Raw genomic sequence first — 18,950 nt, 5'->3', positions numbered from 1 at the left:
CCGGCTGCCGCCGCCAACCCGGACACATGGTATTGATCATGTGGCCGCGAGTCAGGCGTTCCGGCAGCACCCGACGCTCGACCGGTCAGCCGGCGGGCTTGATCCGCAGGACGGCGGTGGTGCCGCGGACCTCGACGACCTCCAGGCTCATCACGTCGTTGACGGTCCCGGCCGTGTGCACCTGGCAGCGCAGCCGCACCCCACCGCCGCCCTGCGACGACACGCCGCCACCCCCGGAGCACCCCGAGACGCCGAACCCGGACCCGGTCACGGGCGCGACCATCTCGACGGTGGTGCCGCTGATCGCCGTGATCTCGATCGGCCCGAGCCCGTACCGCTCGGGCACGACCACGACATCGCCCACGGCCACCTCGATCTGGCACGCTCCCCCGGCACACGGCCCGCTCGGCGCGGCCGACGGCGCCTCCACCCGGGCCGGCGCCGACACGCTGCCGGCCGGCGGCGGGGACGGCGACCCGCCCGCCGACTTCGCCGCGCACGCCGATGCGCAGGCGAGGACGACAGCGACGACGACCGCCGCGCACGGCATCCTCCGCATCCGCACACCCATAGAGGCCAGGCTATACCCGACCGGGGCGCGCAGTGCCGGCGCCGAATGCCTTCAAATTCTCGCGCGGTGACCGATCTGAGCGGCGGCGGACCCCCAGCGAGGCGGAGAGGTGGCGGCGCGGTGGACGAGCGGGCGGATACGCGGCCGTTGCTGTACACCTGCCTCGGGATCTTCGGTGTCGGGTGCGTGTGGACCGTGTTTTACGCCGCCGGGCTGCCCGCGCCGAAGGTGATCATGTGGTTGACGGTGCCGGGGACGAGCCTGGCGTCGTTGCTGACGACGGTGCGGGTGGCGCGGGCGGCGGGGTTGCAGCGGGCCGCGCGGCGGTTCTGGATGCACATCACGGTGGTCGAGGGGCTGGTGCTCGTCGGGGCGTCGCTGATGACGGTGGCGACGTTCGCGCACTGGACGTCGCGGCCGCTGGTGTTCGTCGGGTCGGCGGTGACGCTGTTGTCGGTGGCGCTGCTGCTGGTGATGTGGGCGCTGCTGCGGATTCCGGTCGGGCACCGCTCGCGCAGCGAGTGGACCCGGCTGACGCTCGACGGGGCCACGGTGACCGCCGCGGCCGCGCTGTTCCTGTGGCACCTCGTGCTGCGGCCGATGGTCGAGCGGCACACGGAGGTGCCGAAGTTCCTGGGCATCCTGCTGATCTCGCTGCTGTGCCTGCTGGCCCTCGTCGCCGTGATGAAGGTGATCCTTGTCGGCAGCGGGCCGGTCTCCGCGTCGTCGCTGCGGCTGCTCGCGCTGACCATCCTCATCGGGGTGCTGGCCTCGGCCGCGGCGCCGATCACCAACCAGCCGCGGTGGGTCGGGCTGCAGCCGATCAGCGTCATCATCAACATGCTGATCGTGTGCTGGTCGGCCCACGTACAGCGGCGGACCCCCGACGAGACAGTCGACGTGCAGGCCGAGGCGCGGCGGCGGCGCCGGTTCTCCTCGCTGCCCTACGTGGCCGTCGGGGCGACCTCGCTGCTGCTGGCGGTGCAGAGCTTCCAGGCCGGCCCGCAGCACGGCATCATCGACATCGCGCCGGTGGCCTGCGGCGCGATGCTCATCACCGCGATCGTCGTGGCCCGGCAGCTGTTCGCGCTGCGGGACAACGCGCACCTGCTGGACTCGGTCAGCCGTCACGAGCAGCAGCTGCAGCACCAGGCGACCCACGACGCGCTCACCGGGCTGGCCAACCGGGCCGGGTTCAGCGCGCTCGTCGACGCGGCGCTGCAGACCGAGACCCAGGCGGCGGTACTGCTCATCGACCTCGACGACTTCAAGGAGGTCAACGACACCCTCGGGCACGCCGTGGGCGACGCGGTGCTGGTGGCCGTCGCGGAGCGCCTGCGGGCGGCGGTGCGGGGCGGTGACGTCGTGGCGCGCCTCGGCGGGGACGAGTTCGCCGTCCTGCTGCGCCACGCTCCCGGCCGCGACGCCGACCGGGCCGGCGAGCGCATCCTGTCGCTGCTCGTGCCGCCGGTCAACGCGGCCGGGCACCACCTGCTCGTGCACGCCAGCATCGGCGTCGCCCCCGCGAACCCGGGCGACGATCTCGGGACGCTGCTGCGCCAGGCCGACATCGCGATGTACGCGGCGAAGGACCGGGGCAAGGGCAGCTCGGTCGGCTACACGCCGGACATGGCGGCCCGGCTGCAGGCCCACGCGGAGCTCGGCGCCGACCTGCGTGAGGCGATCGGGACCGACCGGCTCTTCCTGCGGTACCAGCCGATCGTCCGCCTGGAGGACGGCGGGCTCGTGGGGGCGGAGGCGCTGATGCGCTTCGAGCACCCGACGCGCGGCCCGGTGTCACCGGGCGAGTTCATCCCGGTCGCGGAGCAGTCCGGCCTGATCGTGCCCCTGGGCCGGTGGGCGCTGCGGGAGGCCTGCCGGCAGGCCGCGGACTGGCTGCGGCGATACGGCGAGCACTCCCTGCAGTCCATCACGGTCAACGTGGCCGGGCGCCAGCTGCAGGACCCGGGGTTCGTCGACGACCTGCGCGCGGCCCTGGCCGCGGCCGGGCTGGCCCCGCAGCGGCTGCTTGTCGAGGTGACGGAGACGGCGGTGCTCGGCGACGGGCCGGCCATCGCCACCCTGCACGAGCTGCGGGCCCTCGGCGTGCGCATCGCGCTCGACGACTTCGGCACGGCCGCGTCGTCGCTCGGCCTGCTGCTGACGTGCCCGGTCACCACGCTCAAGCTCGACCGCAGCTTCGTCGAGGAGATCACGACGGCGGGCCGGCCGGCGGCGGTGGCGCAGGCGGTCATCCACATCGCGAAGACCCTGGACCTGGCGGCCGTGGCCGAGGGCATCGAAACCGAGGACCAGGCCCGGCTGCTGCAACGACAGGGCTATGAGCTCGGTCAGGGGTACCTCTACGCCCGCCCCCTCTCCCCGGCGGAGCTCGAGGCGCGGCTGGAGAAGGCCACTCAGCCCGTCTGATCCGAAACGGTCAGCCGGATCGAGAACCCGTCCGGGCCGCGCTGCATGCTGACGTGGTCGCAGACCTGGTGGGCGATCCACAGCCCGAACCCGGCGGAGGTCTCGCTGGCCGCCGGGAGCAGCCCCGCGAACGGGTCCTTGGGGCCGGGTCCGGTGTCGGTGACGGTGACGACGACCCGGCCGGGACCGGCCCAGACCCGCATCCGCACCGGCGGCCGGCCGTAGCGGTGGGCGTTGGCGACGATCTCGCTCACGGCCAGGGTCAGGTCGTCGAGCTTGGCCGGCCCGACCCGGCCGGCCCCGGCCTCGCGCACGATCCGGCGCGACTCGCCGGGCTGCCCGTCGAGCGTGTCGGAGGCGGGCGTGGCGCGCTGCAGCGGGTCGGCGACCTCCGGCCGGTTCTCCAGCAGGAACGTCTCCGGGTCGGTGTACTGCGCGTTCGCCGTGTGCCTGTCGAATGGCCCGGCCGTCTTCGGGTGGGTGCGCAGGACGTCGGCGAGCACGTGGGCGGGCGTGGCCCGGGTGTCGTAGGCGCACATGCTCCACAGCGGGAACTCGTCGTAGGCGTGGTTGATCGCCGACTCGTAGCGGGCCCACCAGTCCCAGGTGGGGCCGAACTGCGGGCGGCCCAGCTCGCCGACGATGCGGATCTGCCCGGCGCCCCGCTGCACGTGCTCGGCGAGCAGGGTGCGGTAGGAGCGGATGGCCCCGGCCGGGCGGGCGTAGACCTCACCGCCGGTCAGGTACGTCACCGGGCAGCCGGGCGGCAGTGCGGTGCGCACGAGCCCGGCGTTGCGCTCGCCGAACGAGACCATCGTCGGCTCGCCGGCCGCGACCCCGCCGAGCAGGAACGGCACGACGACGTCGAGCAGGTGTTCGTCGGAGTCGTAGCAGATGGCCTCGTGCAGGTAGCCGGTGTGCCCGGCCCCGGCCCCCGTCCTCATCGCGCCGCCCCGATCCGAATCCGCGACAGCCGCAGCAGCTCGACCAGGTGGGCCGCGGTCGCCGGCGGGTTGCACGGCGTCACCATCACGCTGCGCCGCTCGGGGTGGCGCTGCCGGTGCAGCAGCGCCCGGAACTCGAGAAAACGCAGGTCCTGGGCGTCGAACACGATCAGTCCCTCTACAGGGTGGGCTCGTACCCGGTCCGGGACCGCGGGAAACCACTGCTCGGCAGTGGCGTCGAGCGCACCGGCGGCGAGGGCGCCGTCGACCCGGCGGACGTGCTCGTCGGTCGCCGGACAGCTCACACTCGCAGCGTAGCTCTGTTCACAGGCGCGGCAGCAGCCCGCGGGCGATGGCGGTCGTCACCGCGGCCGTGCGGTCCTTCACGTCGAGCTTGTCGAAGATCCGCATGACGTGGGTCTTCACCGTCGCCTCGCTCACGAACAGCTCGCGGCCGGTCTCCGGGTTGGACAGGCCGCGGGCGAGGCAGCGCAGCACGTCCAGCTCGCGGTTGGTGAGCTGGGGCACGTCACCGCGCCGGTGCCGGGCCAGGCGCCCCGCGGCCGGTCCGGCGAGCGCGGTGCCGCCCTTCGCGGCGGTGCGCACGGCCGCGGTGAGCTCCTCGCGGCTGCAGCCCTTGAGAAGGTACCCCACGGCGCCCGCGGCCACCGCCCGCACCACGTCGCCGTCCGTGTCGTAGCTGGTCAGCACCAGCACGCGGGCGGTACCGTCGGCGGTGATCCGCTCGATCGCGTCGATCCCGTCGAGGTCCGGCAGGCGCAGGTCCATGAGCACGACGTCCGGGCGCAGCGCCGCCGCCAGCCGCACCGCCTCCCGCCCGCTGCCGCAGTCGGCCTCCACGGTCAGGTCCGGCTCCCGGTCGAGCACGGCCCGCAGCCCCTCCCGGACGATCGGGTGGTCGTCGACGACGAGCAGCCGCACGGCGCTCACGTCGGCAGCTCCACGTCGACAGTGACGCCGGCCCCGGGGGCGGTCCGCACCATCACCGACCCGCCCGCCGTGGTCACGCGCTCGCGCAGCCCGGCGAGCCCGAAGCCGGCGGGCCGCTGCTCGGCGTCGAAGCCCTGACCGTCGTCGCCGATGCGAAGAGCCAGGATGCCGCTTCTGTACTGCAGCAGGACCTCGACCCGTGACGCCCTCGCATGCCGGCGGACGTTGGCCAGGGCCTCCTGCCCGGCCCGCAGCGCGACGATCTCCAGCTCGGCCGGCAGCGGCCGCGGCTCGCCCTCGACGGTGAGCGTCGCACCGCCCGGGAGGTCGGGGCCGATCCGGTCGACGACGAGCTGCAGCGCCGCCGGCAGGGAGGCCGAGCGCAGGGCCGGCGGGGTGGCCGCGGCGATCAGCGACCGGGCCTCGGCCAGGTTGTCGCGGGCGGTGTCGCGGGCTCGCTGGAGGTACCCCCGAGCCAGCTCCTCGTTCGTGAAGTCGGCCTCGAGCGCGTCGAGGAGCAGCAGCACGCTGGTGAAGCCCTGGGCCACCGTGTCGTGGATGTCCCGGGCGATGCGCTCCCGCTCGGCCAGGGCCCCGGCCTCGCGGCTCACGGCGGCCAGCTCGGCCCGGGTGGCGTCGAGCTCGGCGACCAGGCGGGCCCGCTGCGCGCTCTGGTCGATGATCCGGCTGATCCACAGCCCGACCCCGACGGCGCACACCAGGGCCAGGCCGGCCGAGACGAGCACCGAGGCGGGGTCCTGGTAGCGCAGCGCGAACACCGTCCCGATCCCGGCGACGGCGACAGTGGTGCCGAGCACCGCCTGGCGCACCGGCAGCATCGCCCACACCTGGGGAAAGAGGACGAACAGCAGGACGGTCCCGGCCGGCGACACGGCCGCGACGGCGATGGTGAGCGCGACGGCGACCCCGACGTACCACCAGCCGCTGCGGCTGCGGGGCGCTCTGAGCAGCCGTGCGCCGGCGAGGGGGTACCAGCCGGCGAACACCCCGACGAGGGCCACCCCCAGCACCCGCTCGCCCCCGCTGAGCGGCGGGTCGAGCACGATCAGCACCGCGGTCGTGACCGCGAGCACCGCGAACGCGATGTGCCAGCCGACCGCGAGCCGGTGCCACTCGTGCTGCCCCGGATCGGCGGTCGCGCTCATCCCGCCATGATCGGGCACCGGCGCCGCCCGCGCATCCAACGGTCGTTGGATGCGCCCCGCCGCCGCCCCCGGCAGCGTGGAGCCATGACTCCCCGGCTGAGCCTGAACATCATGCTGATCCTGTCCGTCTGCTACGGCGCCGCCGTCGCGATCGTCGCCCTGACGACCGACGACCTCGTGGGCACTGTCGCCCTCATCGGCGGCATCGTGCTGGGCGTGCTGTGGACGGCCCGCTCCTTCCTGCTGCGCGGCGCGCGCTGACCCGGCACGGCCGGCCCTGTTCACGCGGGGCGGGCCGTGCCCACGACCCAGTCGGTGCCGTCCCGCTCGACCGAGCACTGCCAGCCGAGCGCCCGCAGCCGCTCGCTGAGCGCCGCCGGGTCGATGAACCACTTGACGATCCGGAACGTCCGCCCGTCGTTGAGCGTCCGCTCGACGATCGCGTCGCCGACGAACGCCTCCTTCGCGCTGTTGTCCACCGGCTCGTCGATGAACAGCACCCGCCCGCCGTCGGCGAGCAGCCCGCGCAGCCGCTGCCAGAACCCGGCGAACCGCTCGGCCGGCACGTGCGAGAGCCAGGCCGAGAAGAACACGACGTCGAACCGCTCGCCGGTCGTGAACGCGAAGATGTCGGCCACCTCGAACGTCACGTCACCGCCGGTCAGCCGCTCCCGCGCGATGGCGATCGCCTCGGGCGCCGCGTCGACGGCCAGCACCGAGTCGGCGACGCGCGCGATGGGCTCCGTCCACAGCCCGGTCCCGCAGGCCAGCTCCAGCACCCGCCCGCGCGGCGCCAGCTCGCCCACGATCCGGGCGATGCGCTCCCGGGCCGGCCCCAGGTCCCCGTAGGCGGTGGCGTCGTACTCCGCCGCCCGGCTGCGGTAGTAGCCGACCTGCTCGGCCAGAACCTCATCAGTCATCGCCCAAGTGTGCCGCCATTGCGACGGAACAGTCGCCCCGGCCGGGCCGCGGGCGGACGATCCGGCCATGTGGTGGTTCAGGAGACGGCAGCCGCCGCGCGCCGTGTACGGGGTCCAGTGGCGTGATCTCGGCATCGATGAGCGGGACGACCTCATCGACCTGGCCGCGGCGTGTGCCGTCGCCGACGGTGCCCGGCGGGCCGAGCCGACCGGCGGGTGGGCCGGGCTCGAGGGCTGCGCCGGCGTGGCCGGCTTCGCCGGGGACCGGCTCGTCGCGGGCGTCGTGGTGCACCCGTCGCCGCGCAGCCGCACGATCGAGGGGCACGTGCACCCGCAGTGGCGCGGCCGCGGCATCGGCGGCGCGATCCTCGACTGGGCCCTGGAGCGCGGCGGGGTCTCGCTGGAGATCCCGGTCCTGACCCCGGCCGCCGAGCGCCTGGCCGAGAGCCGCGGCCTGCGGCGGGTCGCGGCCCTCGAACACCTGGGCCGGCCCCCGGACCACCCGGTCGAGCTCGCACCGGTGCCGGCCGGGATCACGTTCACCGACTGGGACGACGACGACGGCTACGACGTGTACGCCGAGTCGTTCGCGGAGCTGCCGGCCAACCCGTTCACCTATCTCGAGGACCCGGACCAGTCCCGCCGGACGTGGCGCGGCGTCATCTACGCCCAGGGCCTCGTCCCGGAGAGGTCACTGCTGGCCCGGGACGCGGAGGGCTGGGCGGTGGGCCTGGTCGGGTGCGACGGCGAGGGCCCGTTCCACTTCGGCACGGTCCCGCAGTGGCGCGGCCGCGGCCTGGGCCTGGCCATGCTGACCGAGGCGATCTCGCGCGTGCCGCCGGCCCCGGACCGGACCGAGCCCTGGGAGCTGCGGGTCAGCGCCGACAACACCGCCGCCGTCCGGCTGCTGCAGCGCGCCGGCTACGAGTCCGACGCCCGGGAGGGTCACTTCGAGCGCCCGCACCGCTGACCGCCCGGCGCTACGGGAATGTAGCCCCGGAAACATGCTCGAAACCTCGGTGTTCACCCGGCGAAATGAGGGACCGTAACGCTGCATGCCACGCGATCAACGGCGATCACGGGCCACAGGCGAGGCGGGAGGGGTCCGGGATGCCGGAGGGGTTCAGCGCGGGCGACACGGCCTGGCTGCTGGTGAGTGCGGCGTTGGTACTGCTCATGGTCCCCGGTCTGGCGCTGTTCTACGGCGGCATGGTCCGGCTCAAGAGCGCGCTGAACATGCTCATGATGTCCCTGGCGTGCCTGGCCGTCGTCACCGTCGTGTGGGTGCTCGCCGGATACTCGCTCGCCTTCGGCAAGGACAGCGCCTTCGGCCTGATCGGGTCGCTGGAGCACGCCGGTATGGCCGGGATCGGCGCCCGCGACCTGACCGGCTCGGTGCCGACGATGGCGTTCGCGGCCTTCCAGCTCATGTTCGCGATCATCACCGCGGCGCTGCTGAGCGGGGCGATCGCCGACCGCGCGAAGTTCGGGGCCTGGATCGCCTTCGTCGCCGTGTGGGTCCTCGTCGTGTACGTCCCGATCGCGCACTGGGTCTTCGCCGGCGGCTGGATCGCCACCCACCTGCGCATCCTCGACCTGGCCGGCGGCACCGTCGTCGAGATCAACTCCGGCGCGTCGGCGCTGGCCCTGGCCCTGGTCCTCGGCCCGCGGCTCGGCTTCCGCACCGAGGCGATGCGCCCGCACAGCCTGCCCCTGGTCATCCTCGGGGCCGGGCTGCTGTGGTTTGGCTGGTTCGGCTTCAACGCCGGATCCGCGCTGAGCACCGGCGGCGTCGCCTCGACCGCGTTCTTCAACACCCAGGTCGCCGGCGCGGCCGCGGTCGGCGGCTGGCTCATCGTGGAACGCTGGCGCGACGGGCACCCGACGACGCTTGGCGCCGCGTCCGGCGCGGTCGCGGGCCTGGTCGCCATCACGCCCGCGTGCGGCTCGGTCAACCCCCTCGGCGCGCTGGCCATCGGCGCGGTCGCCGGCGTCGCCTGCTGCTACGCGGTGGGCCTGAAGTACAAGCTCGGCTACGACGACTCACTCGACGTCGTCGGCGTCCACGGCGTCGGCGGCCTGCTCGGCACCGTCCTCATCGGCGTCCTCGCGACGGCCGCGGTCACCGGTCATGACCGCGGCCTCGCGTTCGGCGGCGGCCTTGATCTCCTCGGCCGCCAGAGCCTCGCCGTGCTCGTCGTCGCCGCCTACGCCTTCGCCGTCACCTGGCTGGTGGCCAAGGCCATCGACCGGACCACCGGCTTCCGGGTCGCCCCGGAGCACGAGCTCGGCGGCCTCGACCTGGCCATCCATGCGGAGAGTGCCTACGAGCAGCACACGACGACCGCCGGGCGGCTCAGCCACCTGGCCTGACGGGCTCCGCCGGGTCAGGCGGTCGTGCGGCCGGAGAGCTTGTCGCGGAGACGGTCGACCAGGCCGACGCCGGGGCCGACGAGCTTGTGGAACAGCTCGCTGTTGGGCGCGTTCGGGTGCGGCCGGGTCGGGGCGAGCTTCTTGGCGTTCTGGACCTTCTCGCCGAGCTCGACCAGCTCCTCGCGGGGCAGGCGCGCCCGCAGCTGCGGGAACTGCTCGGCCTCCTCGTCGCGGATGTGGTCGGCGAGCAGCGCGTCGAGCCGGTCGAGCGCGTCGTCGAACTCGGGGCTGTCGGCGTCGACCGCCTCGAACTCCTTCATCGTCGCCTCGAGCTCCTTGTGCTCGGCGATGTCGTGCTCGACGGCCCGCTCACCGTCCGCCAGGTGCTTGCGCATGGCCGGGTAGACGTACATCTCCTCGGCGACGGCGTGGCGGACCAGCTCGCTGACCGCGGTGTCGAGCAGCTCGCGCCGCCGGGCGGGGTCCGTCGTGGCGCGGACCTGGGCCAGCAGGTCGGTGGCTTCGGTGTGGTCGGTGGCGAGGATGTCGACGACATCGGCCTGCACATCGGCGTCGGGCATGGCTATCGCGTTCCTTCGTTCGGTGGCCTGGACGTTGCAGTCAGTACCCGTATCCGGCGAACCTACGCAGAACCGGGCGGCCTGCCGCGGCCCGGACGGCGGCGGCGCACAATGGCCGTGTGGAGCAGGAGCCGGACCGGGGCGTCCCCGAACCGCTGCGCCGGGAGCTGCGCAGTGAGCTGGCCGCGGCGCGCGCCCGGCCCGACAGCGACCGGGTCCGCGACGCCGAGATGGCGCTCGGCACCCGCGGCGAGCCCTGGCCGGAGGCGACACCCGACGCCCGGCGGGCGCGGCTGGCCGCGGCGATGCGGGCACTCCTGCGCCACCGGCGCCCGGCATCCACGATCTGCCCGAGCGACGCCGCTCGGGTCGCCGCGGGCGACGCCTGGCGTGACGCGATGGACACGGCCCGCGACGTCGCCGCCGAACTGGCCCGCCGCGGCGTCCTCACCGTCCGCCAGCGCGGCACCGACGTCGACATCGCCACCGCCGCCGGCCCGGTCCGCCTGGCCCGCGGCCCGGCCTGGTGAGCCGGGTCAGCCGTGCGCGGGCGGCCAGCCGTGCCGCGCGAAGGTCTCGCCGCGCTCGGCGGCGGCCAGGGCGGCACCGACGTAGTCGACCAGGTCGGGCGGCGGCGTTCGGGTGTCGGCCCACAGCAGCTCGGTGCACTTGTGCGGCTCTGCGATGCGCGGTGTGCCGAGCCAGCCGCCGACGTCGAAGAACAGGTGCAGGTATTCGAAGTCCTCGGCGTACTCCGGGGCGGTGTGCACGAGCACCCGCAGCCGGCACGCGCCCGGGTCGGCCTCGATGCCCAGCTCCTCGCGCAGCTCCCGGACCAGCCCGGCGACGGCGTCCTCGCCCCCGTCGAGGTGCCCGGCCGGCAGGGCCAGCTGCCCGTCGCGGTGGGTGGTGTCGGCCCGGCGCATCAGCAGTGTCCGCTCGCCGTCGCGGAGGATGCCGTGCACGGCGACGGCGGCCCGGAACGGTTCGAAGGGCACGCGGCGAGCCTAGCCGCCCACCCCTGACCGGGCGCCGCCGCCCCAAAGCTGCGGGCGGAAGGCGGCCCCAGGGCTACGGCGCCGTTGTCGCCCCGTCCGCCGGTTCGCCGGCGAGAAAGCGCTCCAGCACCTGCGTGAAGCGCGCCGGCTGCTCCTCGGCCGGGTAGTGACCGCAGTCGTCGAGGATGACCCCGGTGACGTCGTCGGTCGCGAGCCGCATCGTGTCGACGGCGTACGTGCCGCTCCACAGCGCACCGCCGACGGCGAGGACGGGCTGGGTCAGCCGGGTCCGGCTGCGCCGCTCGTTCTGCGGGATCGTCTCCTCGAGCGCCCGGTAGTACGCGAAGCTCGCCCGCAGCGCGCGGGGGTCCGCGGTGATCGCGTCGACGTAGACGTCGACGGCGTATTCGGGGATCGAGGCCGGGGTGGCCGCCTTGGTGGCGAACTGCCAGCCGAAGAAGAGCCGCTCGCGCCCCCGGACCAGCTCCTCGTTGAGGTCCGTGAGCCGGTTGAAGCCGAACTGCCACAGCTTCTGGTTGAGCGCGACCGGCCCGAGCAGCGGCGGGGACGGGGTGAGGCCCGGAATCATCGCCTCGACGACGGCGATGCGGCTTACCCGGTCGGGGTGGTCGGCGGCGAGGGCGTACGTGGTCCAGGTGCCGATGTCGTGGCCGGCCACGTCGAAGCGGTCGTGGCCGAGCGCGGCCATCAGCGCGACCAGGTCATCGGCGAGCGTGCCGGCGTCGTACCCGTCGTCGGGCTTGTCGGAGAGCCCGGCGCCGCGCGAGTCGACAGCGACGACGGTGTGGTGGCGGGCGAGGGCGGGCATCACCTCGCGCCAGGCGTACCAGGTCTGCGGCCACCCGCCGACGAGCAGCAGCGCGGGGCCCGCCCCGCCGGTGACCGCGTGCAGCCGCAGCCCGTCCACGTCCACGAACCGGCTGGTGAAGACGTCGGTGAACCCGTCGGGCAGTCGTAGTGCGCTCAGTGCCGTCATGCCGCCACCGCCATCTTGGAACGATCGGTACAACTTGTCATGCCGACACCATACGCATGTTGGAACGATCGGTGCAAGATGTGTAGCCTGAGCATCATGGTGAGTCGCAAGCAGTTCGACGTGGACGAGGCGCTGCGCAGCGCGATGCTCGTCTTCTGGCGCTGGGGCTACTCGGAAACCTCGATCGAGCGCCTCACCGAGGGCACCGGCCTGGGCCGCGGGTCGCTGTACAGCACCTTCGGCGACAAGAGCGCCCTGTTCCGCAGGAGCCTGCAGCGGTACACCGAGACCTACCAGCCGCTGTACGAGCAGGCCCTGGCCGGCCCCCATCCCGGCCCGGCCGCCGCCATCGCCGCCTACCTGCGGGTGACCCTCGACCGCATCGCCGACCCGGCGGTCCCGGACGGGTGCCTGCTCACGATGTCGGCCGCGCAGCTGCAAGCCCTGGACCCGCCGGGCCAGGCGCTTGTCCGCGCCACCATCGACCGGCTGCGCGTGCTGCTGGAACAGGCGTTCCGGGCGGCCGGCGCCGACGAGCGGGAGGCGGCCGACCTGGCGCTGGGCGTGCTGGCGATGAACAAGTCCCTGGCCGTACTCAGCCGCGCCGGCTTCTCGAACGAGGACCTGGCAACCGTCGCCGCGGCCGCCGCGCGCATCCCCGCCGAGCGGGCCGCCGCCCGGCCGCACTGAACCCTCGCAAACTGCGCAGACGCCACGCCATGGCCACCGCCTGAACCCCGGCCATCGCGTCCACCGGGTCCGTGGCGAGCCCGGCGAAACGGCCCGTGCGGGCGCCGGCCGGGTGTCGAATGGGACATGGGGTTTGACGTCGCCGCGTACAGCCGGGCGGTCGCGCCGGTCGGGTTCGAGGATCTCGACTTCGCCCGGCCTCGACGGGCTGCACCTGCTGCGCCGCGTCCTGCACCGCAGCGGGCTGTGGCACGATATCGATGATGAACAATTCGGTGTTCGCGGTCAGTGATCTGCATGTGTCGTTCGGGGAGAATCGCCGGATCGCCGACGAGATCCGGCCGGAGTCGGATGGGGACTGGCTGATCGTCGCCGGGGACGTGGCGGACACCTTCGCCGACGTGGAGTGGGCACTACGTCGGCTGCGGGCGCGCTTCGCCGAGGTGGTCTGGGTGCCCGGCAATCATGAGCTGTGGACGCTACCCGCCGACCCGGTGCAGGTACGCGGCGAGGAGCGGTACCTGGCGCTCGTCGACATGTGCCGGGGGCTCGGGGTGCGCACGCCCGAGGACGAGTTCGCGCGTTGGGAGGGCGCGGACGGGCCGGTCGTCATCGTGCCGCTGTTCGTCCTGTACGACTACAGCTTCCGCGCCCCCGGGACGTCCACGAAACAGGAGTCACTGCGCGCGGCCTACCGCGCCCGGGTGGTGTGCACGGACGAGATGTTCCTGCCGCCCGACCCCTACCCGGACCGGGAGTCGTGGTGCCGGGCCCGGGTGGCGCAGACCCTGCCGCGGCTGGCCGCGCTGGAGCCGGGGGTGCCGACGGTCCTGGTGTCGCACTGGCCGCTGGAGCGGTGCCTCACCGAGCCGCTGCGGCATCCGGAGTTCGCGCAGTGGTGCGGCACCACGCTCACCGGCGGCTGGCACCGCACCTACCGGGCCGCCGCCGCCGTCTACGGGCACCTGCACATCCCCGGCACGCGCACCGTCGACGGCGTGCGGTTCGAGGAGGTGTCGCTCGGCTACCCGAAGGAGTGGAAGGCCCGCGGCGACGCACCACCGCTGCGGCGGATTCTGGGCCCGGCATGAACGAGGGCCGGCGGGGTGACCCGCCGGCCCTCGCGAGCGACGGGCTACTGCGCCGGCGCGCTGACCGTCATCGCGGCCCGCAGCTTTGCCTGCCGGGCCGCCTCCTCCGAGACGATCCGGATGGACTCGGCCGTGCCGGCGCGCCCGGCGCGCAGGGCCGGCACGACCTCGTCGGCGAGCGCCGTCAGCTGCTCGCGCACGGCCGAGTGCGGCAGCCAGCCGGGGACGAAGAACGTCAGCGTCTCCAGCTCGCCCAGGCGGCCGAGCAGGTCCTCCAGCCGGGCGACGCACGCGGCCGCGTCGCCGACCACGAACACGCCCTGCTCCACCATGCTCTCCAGCGCCTTGCGGTTCACGGCCGGGGCGGCGGGCATCGGCAGGCCCAGCACGGTGCGGTACAGGCCGAGCCGCTGGCCCGTGAAGCCGTCGATGAGCTCGTCGACGCCCCGCTCGGCCGACTCCGCGAGGTGGACGAAGACGTTGGCGCGCAGGCGGGCCGGGTCGTCGGACTTGGCCCGGTAGGTCGCCACCCGCTCGGTGAGGGTGGCGACGGGGTCGGCACCGGTGCCGGGCCGCACGGTGCCGTACGGCGGGGCCAGGTTGACGATCGGCGTCGTCCCGGTCTCGGTCAGCAGCTCGACCGCCTCGTCGCTGAGCGAGGAGGCGACGACGATCTCGACCCGGTCCCGGTACGGCCGCAGCTGCAGCACCGCGTTCTTGACGCTGAACCAGGGTGTCTCGACGGTGACCGTCTCCCCGGCGAGCAGGGCGCGCACGGCGTCCAGCGCGGCCCGGAAGTGTGCGCGCACGGTGGTGGGGTCGACGCCGACCATCTCCATGTCGTGCACGTAGGTGCCGGTACCGCAGCCGAGGATCACCCGGCCGGCGCTGAGGTGGTCGACGAGCGCGATGCGCTCCGCGACGTGCAGCGGATGATGGTACGGCAGCGGCGTGATGCCGGTGGCGAACCGGATGCGGCGGGTCTCGCGGGCCAGCGCGGCGATGAGCAGCTCCGGTGAGCTGAGCGTGCCCCAGCCGCCGGAGTGGTGCTCGCCGAGCCACATCTCGTCGTATCCGAGGTCGTCGGCGAGCCCGCAGAGCTCGATGTCGTCGCGCAGCGCGGTGTGCGGGCTCTTCGCCGGGTCGTGGTATGGCGGCAGGAAGACGCCGAACGCTTTCGGATTCATGCACTCACCCCAGGAACTTGAGTCGGGAGCTGATGGCGATCTTCTGGATCTCGTTGGTGCCCTGCAGCAGCTCGAGCAGCCGGGCCTCGCCCGCCCAGCGCAGGGCGGGCTCGTCCTCGTCGTAGGCGCGGGAGCCCAGCACGCGCACGGCCACCGCCGCCGCCTGACTGGCGGCCGTGGTCGCCTTGAGCTTCGCCTGGGCGGCGAGCAGCTCGGCGTCGCCGCCGCCGTGCTCGAGCGCATCGGCGGCCACCCGGACCAGGGCCCGGGCCGCGGCCAGCTCGGTGCTCGCCTCGGCGATCGGGAAGGCGATGCCCTGGAACTCCAGGATCGGCCGGCCGAACTGGTGGTGCGCCGAGGCGTGGGCGACGGCCCGGCGCAGCGCGGCCCGGCCGAGGCCGAGCGCGCACCCGGCGATGCCGATGCGGCCCTGGGTGAACAGCGGGTGGGCGACCCGGACCCCGCGGCCGACCCGGCCCAGGACCGCCTCGGGGCCGACGCGGACCCGGTCCAGGTGCACGTCACCGGCCGGCAGCCCGCCCAGCCCGGCCACCTTCGCCCGCTCGTGCACCGTGAGGCCGGGAGCACCGGCGTCGAGCAGGAAGCACGTGATCCCGCCGAGCCCGCCGCCGGACGTCTTCGCATACACGTTGAACACGTCAGCGACCGGCGCGTGGCCGATCCACTCCTTGACCCCGCTGATCTCGTAGCCGTCCGCCGTCCGCGTCGCCGCGGTGGTCATGGCGGCCAGGTCGGAGCCGGCCTCGCGCTCGTTGAGGCAGTTCGCCGCGACGAGCGTGCCGCAGCGCAGGCCGTCGAGGTAGCGCTCCCGCTGCCCTGCGGTGCCGTGCTCGGCCAGCCCGCACGTGGCGAGGACCTGCAGGTGGACCGACTCGGCAAGGGCGGTCCAGCGCTCGGCGATCGCGGCGACGGCCGCGGCGAAGCGCCACCGCCCGCCGGGCGGCCCGGCCGGGTCCAGGACGCAGCCGGCCAGGCCGGTGCCGAGGACCCGGGCGAGCAGCTTGCCGGGGTGCGCGCCGGAGCGCTCGTGGTGCTCGACCACGTCCGGCGTGATCTCCTCCAGCAGGGCGGCGAGCTCCGCATCGAAGCTCGCCGCGCTCATGCGGCGACGCCCTGCTCCAGCAGGAAGTCCACGACCTTGTCGATACTCGTCAGCCGCAGCCCGTCGGACTCCAGATCGACCACCACCCCGTACTTCGTCTCCAACCCGTCGATCAGCTCCAGATAACTGATCGACGTCATCCCCGTATCCGGAAACTCCGTGGCCACCCCGAACGACTCCCCCGACTCCAGCGCACCACCGGTGCTCCGCGACACCATCGCGAACAGCTCCTGGCGCAATGCGTCCCGCTCGACGTCCACACTCATCGGTCAATCCCCTTCGCAAACAACTCGTTCATGAACTTCTCGGTGTCGATCCGGCGCACTTTGCCGGTACCGCTGCGCGGCAGTGCCGCCACCGCGGCGACGAACGCCGGGGTGTAGGAGGCGCCGAGCCGCTCGCGCACCCGGCTGCGGATCAGCGCGGGGTCGAGCGGGCCGGCCGTCTCCACCAGCACGCCGATGGCGTCGCGGCCGTCGCGGTCGATCACGCAGCCGGCGAACACGGTGGCCCCGGCCGGCACCACCGACTCCACGCATTCGCGCAGCAGCTCACGCGACAGCTTCTTGCCGCCGATGTTGAGGTGGCCGGAGACCCGCCCGCGCAGGAACAGCCGGTCGCCTTCCAGGAAGCCGAGGTCGCCGGAGCAGAAGAAGCCGCCGGCGTCCAGCTGCGACTCGAACAGCCCCGGGTAGTTGAGGAACTTCGTGGCGCCCGATGTCGTCTTGATGTTCAGCGCCGCGTACGTCCCGTCGCCCCGGTCGTCGGCCAGGGCGATGACCGCGTTGGGCAGCAGCCGGCCCTGGCCGTCGGCGGCCGGGTGGTTGAAGGTCACCGGTCCGGTCTCGATGGTCCCGTAGTAGTCGTGCACCTCGATGTCGTGGCGGGCCAGGCGGTGGCGGGTCTCGGCGGCGAGCGGCGCGGCCGACGACAGCCGGAGCCGGGCCTGCTGGACGGCCCGCACCTGCTGCGGGTCGGCGCTGTCGATGCGGTGCGCGATCCGCTCGTAGAGCACCGGGAAGCCGACGATCACCGTGGGCCGGTGCTCGTCGATCATGCGGATCACATGGCCGCCGGTCGGCGGGGCCGCCGAGACGATGAGCGACGCCCCCGACACCATGGCCGGGATCAGCGAAGTGTTGAAGGCCAGCCCGTTGTACAGCCCGGCGAAGCACAGGATCCGGTCCCGCCCGCTCAGGCCCGACGCCGCCGCCCAGGTGGTGGCCGCGTTGAGCACCGCCGTCGCGGAGAACTCCACGCAGGCCGGGGTCTTGGTCGAGCCGCTGGACAGCCGGCACAGCGCGGTGTCGGGTGCCGGGGCCGAGACGGCGGTGTCGGGGCCGTCCCGCACGATCCACGCGCCCTCGGCCGTCTGCACTGTCCGGTCGCCGAGGCGGGCCGGGTCGCGGTCGGCGAGCACGGCGCGCACCCCGCAGTCGGCGAGCAGGATCGCGAGCTGGTCGTCGGAGATCGTGGGGTCGACCACGATCGGGACGGCGTCGGCGGCGAGCGCGGCCAGGAGGGCCACCACGAGCCCGGTGCCGTTCTCCTTGGCCAGCAGCAGCCGCGGCCGGGGCCGGCCGCCGATCAGCGCGCGCAGCTCACCGGCGTGCTCGGCGCACCGCTTGGCCAGCTCCGGAAAGGGCAGCGCCGCGCCCCGGCCGTCGACGAAGACGGCGTCCTGGTGGTGTTCGAGCTTCTCGAGCAGCGTCTGACCCAGCATCATGCGACCACGTTCATCCGATCGAGCTTGTGGGGTACCGCCGGCGCGGGCACGACACCCGTCTCCACGCCCAGCGCGATGAGGTACAGCGGGGTGGCCAGGCCGGTCACCCGGGCCCAGATGCGCGGGTCCATGCCGCCGACCCCGGTGACGGCGACGCCGCTGCGGGCCGCCTCCAGGTAGATCAGCTCACTGGCCGCGCCGATCGACAGCAGCTCGCGGCGCACGGCCCGGTCGATGCTGCGGTACGGCCCCCGCTCCATGCCGAACACGACGTAGGCGCGCGCGTGGGCGAGGTACTTCTGCTGCGACATCGCCGCTGTCGCCTGCCGCGGCGTGGGCAGGCGACGCTCCCGCTCGTCCGGCGCCAGCACCCGCAGGCCCGGCGCCGGCAGGCCCAGCCCGGCGGCGGTCGCGGCCAGCCGCTCCGGGAGCGCGTCGAGCAGCTGCCCGATGCGGCCGTCGGCCTCCGCGGAGTCGTGGAAGCGCTTGGCCGAGCGGCGCTGCTCGACGAGCTTGGCCAGCACCTGCAGGCTCGGGTCGACCGGCCGGCGCAGCCGCTCCCGGGTGGAGGCGTTGAGCGCGCCGGTGCTGGCGATCTCGTACTCCGTCCGGTATGGGATCAGGTCGCGCGCGTCGACGACGTCGTGGCGCCAGCCGCCGGCGTCCGCCGGGCTCGCCCCGGCCGCCACGCGGTCGATGCACACCACCTGCGCGGTCGGGTGGGCCGCGGTGACGGCCCGGGCGAACCGCTTGACCCCGAGCGTGGCCTCCGGGTCGTCACCGCCGGTCAGCAGCGCGGCGTTGAACAGCGCGTGGCCCAGGTCGACGAGGTGGTACAGGAAGCCGCGCCCGCCGTAGGCCCGCATCGACAGCCACGGCCGCCCGCACAGCGCGTAGAGGAACCGCCGGGCGCCGGCCATCGCCTCGGCCGCCTCGGCCGTCGTGGTGACGACCCGCCGGTGCAGGTCCACGTGGGCCAGCAGGTGCGGGGCGTCCTCGAGGGCGAGGAACAGCTCGTAGGGGTAGATGCCGCCGGCCGACGGCGTCCGCCAGCGGGCCGCGTCCTGCGGGTGGCCGACCGCGCCCTCCAGGAGGTGGACGACGGCGGCCGGCGCACCCTGCAGCGGCTGCGATGTCCGGTGTCCCGGGCACGGCGGGTCGATCAGGTCCGACCAAGTCAGTGCCTGCATTGATAGCCCTAT

General features: G+C 73.9%; 21 protein-coding genes. 7 read left to right on the top strand and 14 right to left on the bottom strand.

The genetic code is table 11. The features are described 5' to 3' along the window. Nucleotides 1–85: 85 nt before the first annotated feature. On the bottom strand, nt 86–571 hold the full coding sequence (locus Dvina_RS24775) for a hypothetical protein (protein ID WP_223104843.1): 486 nt from the start codon (nt 569–571) through the stop codon (nt 86–88). Nucleotides 572–757: 186 nt separating this feature from the next. Between Dvina_RS24775 and Dvina_RS24770 the strand changes: the two genes are divergently transcribed. Beyond that, the gene (locus Dvina_RS24770) at nt 758–3,001 is read left to right on the top strand and encodes a putative bifunctional diguanylate cyclase/phosphodiesterase (RefSeq protein WP_223104842.1); all 2,244 of its coding nucleotides are present in this window, start codon (nt 758–760) and stop codon (nt 2,999–3,001) included. Here Dvina_RS24770 and Dvina_RS24765 read toward each other — a convergent pair. From Dvina_RS24765 to Dvina_RS24750, 4 genes are read right to left on the bottom strand one after another with little or no spacing between them, the layout of a single operon-like run. Beyond that, nucleotides 2,989–3,945 carry an anti-sigma factor RsbA family regulatory protein gene (locus Dvina_RS24765; RefSeq protein ID WP_223104841.1) on the bottom strand — a complete coding sequence of 319 codons (957 nt, stop codon included), beginning with the start codon at nt 3,943–3,945 and terminating at the stop codon, nt 2,989–2,991. The two genes, Dvina_RS24770 and Dvina_RS24765, sit on opposite strands and share 13 nt — an antisense overlap. Continuing rightward, nucleotides 3,942–4,250 carry a hypothetical protein gene (locus Dvina_RS24760; protein ID WP_223104840.1) on the bottom strand — a complete coding sequence of 103 codons (309 nt, stop codon included), beginning with the start codon at nt 4,248–4,250 and terminating at the stop codon, nt 3,942–3,944. The genes Dvina_RS24765 and Dvina_RS24760 overlap by 4 nt, the downstream gene beginning before the upstream one ends. A 19-nt stretch (nt 4,251–4,269) precedes the next feature. Then, on the bottom strand, nt 4,270–4,896 hold the full coding sequence (locus tag Dvina_RS24755) for a response regulator transcription factor (protein ID WP_246656415.1): 627 nt from the start codon (nt 4,894–4,896) through the stop codon (nt 4,270–4,272). Next, nucleotides 4,893–6,062: a sensor histidine kinase gene (locus Dvina_RS24750; protein ID WP_223104839.1), complete on the bottom strand. Its 1,170-nt coding sequence runs from the start codon at nt 6,060–6,062 to the stop codon at nt 4,893–4,895. Before Dvina_RS24750 ends, Dvina_RS24755 begins: the two co-directional genes overlap by 4 nt. Before the next feature lie 84 nt (nt 6,063–6,146). Here Dvina_RS24750 and Dvina_RS24745 point away from each other — a divergent pair, with 84 nt between their 5' ends. Then, nucleotides 6,147–6,323, top strand: coding sequence for a hypothetical protein (locus Dvina_RS24745; RefSeq protein WP_223104838.1), 177 nt, complete (start codon nt 6,147–6,149; stop codon nt 6,321–6,323). Between the two features lie 20 nt (nt 6,324–6,343). On the opposite strand, the gene Dvina_RS24740 is transcribed toward Dvina_RS24745, so the two are convergent. Beyond that, on the bottom strand, nt 6,344–6,982 hold the full coding sequence (locus Dvina_RS24740; RefSeq protein WP_223104837.1) for a class I SAM-dependent methyltransferase: 639 nt from the start codon (nt 6,980–6,982) through the stop codon (nt 6,344–6,346). Nucleotides 6,983–7,049: 67 nt separating this feature from the next. On the opposite strand from Dvina_RS24740, the gene Dvina_RS24735 reads away from it, so the two are divergent. Together Dvina_RS24735 and Dvina_RS24730 are read left to right on the top strand one after the other, a co-directional pair. Further along, nucleotides 7,050–7,952, top strand: coding sequence for a GNAT family N-acetyltransferase family protein (locus tag Dvina_RS24735; protein ID WP_223104836.1), 903 nt, complete (start codon nt 7,050–7,052; stop codon nt 7,950–7,952). A 140-nt stretch (nt 7,953–8,092) separates the two neighbouring features. Continuing rightward, nucleotides 8,093–9,355 (top strand): ammonium transporter, encoded by a 1,263-nt coding sequence (locus tag Dvina_RS24730; protein ID WP_223104835.1) that lies wholly within the window; start codon nt 8,093–8,095, stop codon nt 9,353–9,355. Nucleotides 9,356–9,369: 14 nt separating this feature from the next. On the opposite strand, the gene Dvina_RS24725 is transcribed toward Dvina_RS24730, so the two are convergent. Further along, nucleotides 9,370–9,936: a hemerythrin domain-containing protein gene (locus tag Dvina_RS24725; protein ID WP_223104834.1), complete on the bottom strand. Its 567-nt coding sequence runs from the start codon at nt 9,934–9,936 to the stop codon at nt 9,370–9,372. Between the two features lie 119 nt (nt 9,937–10,055). On the opposite strand from Dvina_RS24725, the gene Dvina_RS24720 reads away from it, so the two are divergent. Next, nucleotides 10,056–10,466, top strand: coding sequence for a DUF3253 domain-containing protein (locus tag Dvina_RS24720; protein ID WP_223104833.1), 411 nt, complete (start codon nt 10,056–10,058; stop codon nt 10,464–10,466). Nucleotides 10,467–10,472: 6 nt separating this feature from the next. On the opposite strand, the gene Dvina_RS24715 is transcribed toward Dvina_RS24720, so the two are convergent. Next, a complete protein-coding gene (locus Dvina_RS24715) occupies nt 10,473–10,934 on the bottom strand; it encodes an NUDIX domain-containing protein (RefSeq protein WP_223104832.1) in 462 nt (153 codons plus the stop codon). 73 nt (nt 10,935–11,007) lie between these two features. Further along, nucleotides 11,008–11,931 (bottom strand): alpha/beta fold hydrolase, encoded by a 924-nt coding sequence (locus Dvina_RS24710; RefSeq protein ID WP_223104831.1) that lies wholly within the window; start codon nt 11,929–11,931, stop codon nt 11,008–11,010. A 96-nt stretch (nt 11,932–12,027) separates the two neighbouring features. Between Dvina_RS24710 and Dvina_RS24705 the strand changes: the two genes are divergently transcribed. Beyond that, complete coding sequence (locus Dvina_RS24705) at nt 12,028–12,621, top strand: TetR/AcrR family transcriptional regulator (protein ID WP_223104830.1); 594 nt, start codon at nt 12,028–12,030, stop codon at nt 12,619–12,621. 263 nt (nt 12,622–12,884) lie between these two features. Further along, on the top strand, nt 12,885–13,712 hold the full coding sequence (locus Dvina_RS24700) for a metallophosphoesterase family protein (protein WP_223105695.1): 828 nt from the start codon (nt 12,885–12,887) through the stop codon (nt 13,710–13,712). 44 nt (nt 13,713–13,756) lie between these two features. Here the strand turns inward: Dvina_RS24700 and Dvina_RS24695 are convergent, their stop codons facing one another. From Dvina_RS24695 to Dvina_RS24675, 5 genes are read right to left on the bottom strand one after another with little or no spacing between them, the layout of a single operon-like run. Continuing rightward, the gene (locus Dvina_RS24695; protein ID WP_223104829.1) at nt 13,757–14,899 is read right to left on the bottom strand and encodes an LLM class flavin-dependent oxidoreductase; all 1,143 of its coding nucleotides are present in this window, start codon (nt 14,897–14,899) and stop codon (nt 13,757–13,759) included. A gap of 4 nt (nt 14,900–14,903) precedes the next feature. Further along, the gene (locus Dvina_RS24690) at nt 14,904–16,022 is read right to left on the bottom strand and encodes an acyl-CoA dehydrogenase family protein (RefSeq protein WP_223104828.1); all 1,119 of its coding nucleotides are present in this window, start codon (nt 16,020–16,022) and stop codon (nt 14,904–14,906) included. Next, on the bottom strand, nt 16,019–16,288 hold the full coding sequence (locus Dvina_RS24685) for a phosphopantetheine-binding protein (RefSeq protein ID WP_223104818.1): 270 nt from the start codon (nt 16,286–16,288) through the stop codon (nt 16,019–16,021). Before Dvina_RS24685 ends, Dvina_RS24690 begins: the two co-directional genes overlap by 4 nt. After that, on the bottom strand, nt 16,285–17,748 hold the full coding sequence (locus Dvina_RS24680; protein WP_223104827.1) for an AMP-binding protein: 1,464 nt from the start codon (nt 17,746–17,748) through the stop codon (nt 16,285–16,287). The genes Dvina_RS24685 and Dvina_RS24680 overlap by 4 nt, the downstream gene beginning before the upstream one ends. Continuing rightward, a complete protein-coding gene (locus tag Dvina_RS24675; RefSeq protein ID WP_223104826.1) occupies nt 17,745–18,938 on the bottom strand; it encodes a nitroreductase family protein in 1,194 nt (397 codons plus the stop codon). Before Dvina_RS24675 ends, Dvina_RS24680 begins: the two co-directional genes overlap by 4 nt. Between the last annotated feature and the right edge of the window lie 12 nt (nt 18,939–18,950).

This window comes from Dactylosporangium vinaceum (genome assembly GCF_019904175.1).
Taxonomy (GTDB): domain Bacteria; phylum Actinomycetota; class Actinomycetes; order Mycobacteriales; family Micromonosporaceae; genus Dactylosporangium; species Dactylosporangium vinaceum.
The sequence above is the reverse complement of the archived record's forward strand: the minus strand, read 5'-3'. Positions and strand labels throughout refer to the sequence as shown.

Bases quoted from the DNA above. Each gene is read 5' to 3' on its own strand.
- Dvina_RS24745 (WP_223104838.1), top strand. From the start codon at position 6,147: ATGACTCCCCGGCTGAGCCTGAACATCATGCTGATCCTGTCCGTCTGC.
- Dvina_RS24690 (WP_223104828.1), bottom strand. From the start codon at position 16,022: ATGAGCGCGGCGAGCTTCGATGCGGAGCTCGCCGCCCTGCTGGAGGAG.
- Dvina_RS24750 (WP_223104839.1), bottom strand. From the start codon at position 6,062: ATGAGCGCGACCGCCGATCCGGGGCAGCACGAGTGGCACCGGCTCGCG.
- Dvina_RS24700 (WP_223105695.1), top strand. From the start codon at position 12,885: ATGAACAATTCGGTGTTCGCGGTCAGTGATCTGCATGTGTCGTTCGGG.
- Dvina_RS24735 (WP_223104836.1), top strand. From the start codon at position 7,050: ATGTGGTGGTTCAGGAGACGGCAGCCGCCGCGCGCCGTGTACGGGGTC.
- Dvina_RS24775 (WP_223104843.1), bottom strand. From the start codon at position 571: ATGGGTGTGCGGATGCGGAGGATGCCGTGCGCGGCGGTCGTCGTCGCT.
- Dvina_RS24675 (WP_223104826.1), bottom strand. From the start codon at position 18,938: ATGCAGGCACTGACTTGGTCGGACCTGATCGACCCGCCGTGCCCGGGA.
- Dvina_RS24695 (WP_223104829.1), bottom strand. From the start codon at position 14,899: ATGAATCCGAAAGCGTTCGGCGTCTTCCTGCCGCCATACCACGACCCG.
- Dvina_RS24765 (WP_223104841.1), bottom strand. From the start codon at position 3,945: ATGAGGACGGGGGCCGGGGCCGGGCACACCGGCTACCTGCACGAGGCC.
- Dvina_RS24685 (WP_223104818.1), bottom strand. From the start codon at position 16,288: ATGAGTGTGGACGTCGAGCGGGACGCATTGCGCCAGGAGCTGTTCGCG.
- Dvina_RS24680 (WP_223104827.1), bottom strand. From the start codon at position 17,748: ATGATGCTGGGTCAGACGCTGCTCGAGAAGCTCGAACACCACCAGGAC.
- Dvina_RS24740 (WP_223104837.1), bottom strand. From the start codon at position 6,982: ATGACTGATGAGGTTCTGGCCGAGCAGGTCGGCTACTACCGCAGCCGG.
- Dvina_RS24710 (WP_223104831.1), bottom strand. From the start codon at position 11,931: ATGACGGCACTGAGCGCACTACGACTGCCCGACGGGTTCACCGACGTC.
- Dvina_RS24725 (WP_223104834.1), bottom strand. From the start codon at position 9,936: ATGCCCGACGCCGATGTGCAGGCCGATGTCGTCGACATCCTCGCCACC.
- Dvina_RS24730 (WP_223104835.1), top strand. From the start codon at position 8,093: ATGCCGGAGGGGTTCAGCGCGGGCGACACGGCCTGGCTGCTGGTGAGT.
- Dvina_RS24705 (WP_223104830.1), top strand. From the start codon at position 12,028: ATGGTGAGTCGCAAGCAGTTCGACGTGGACGAGGCGCTGCGCAGCGCG.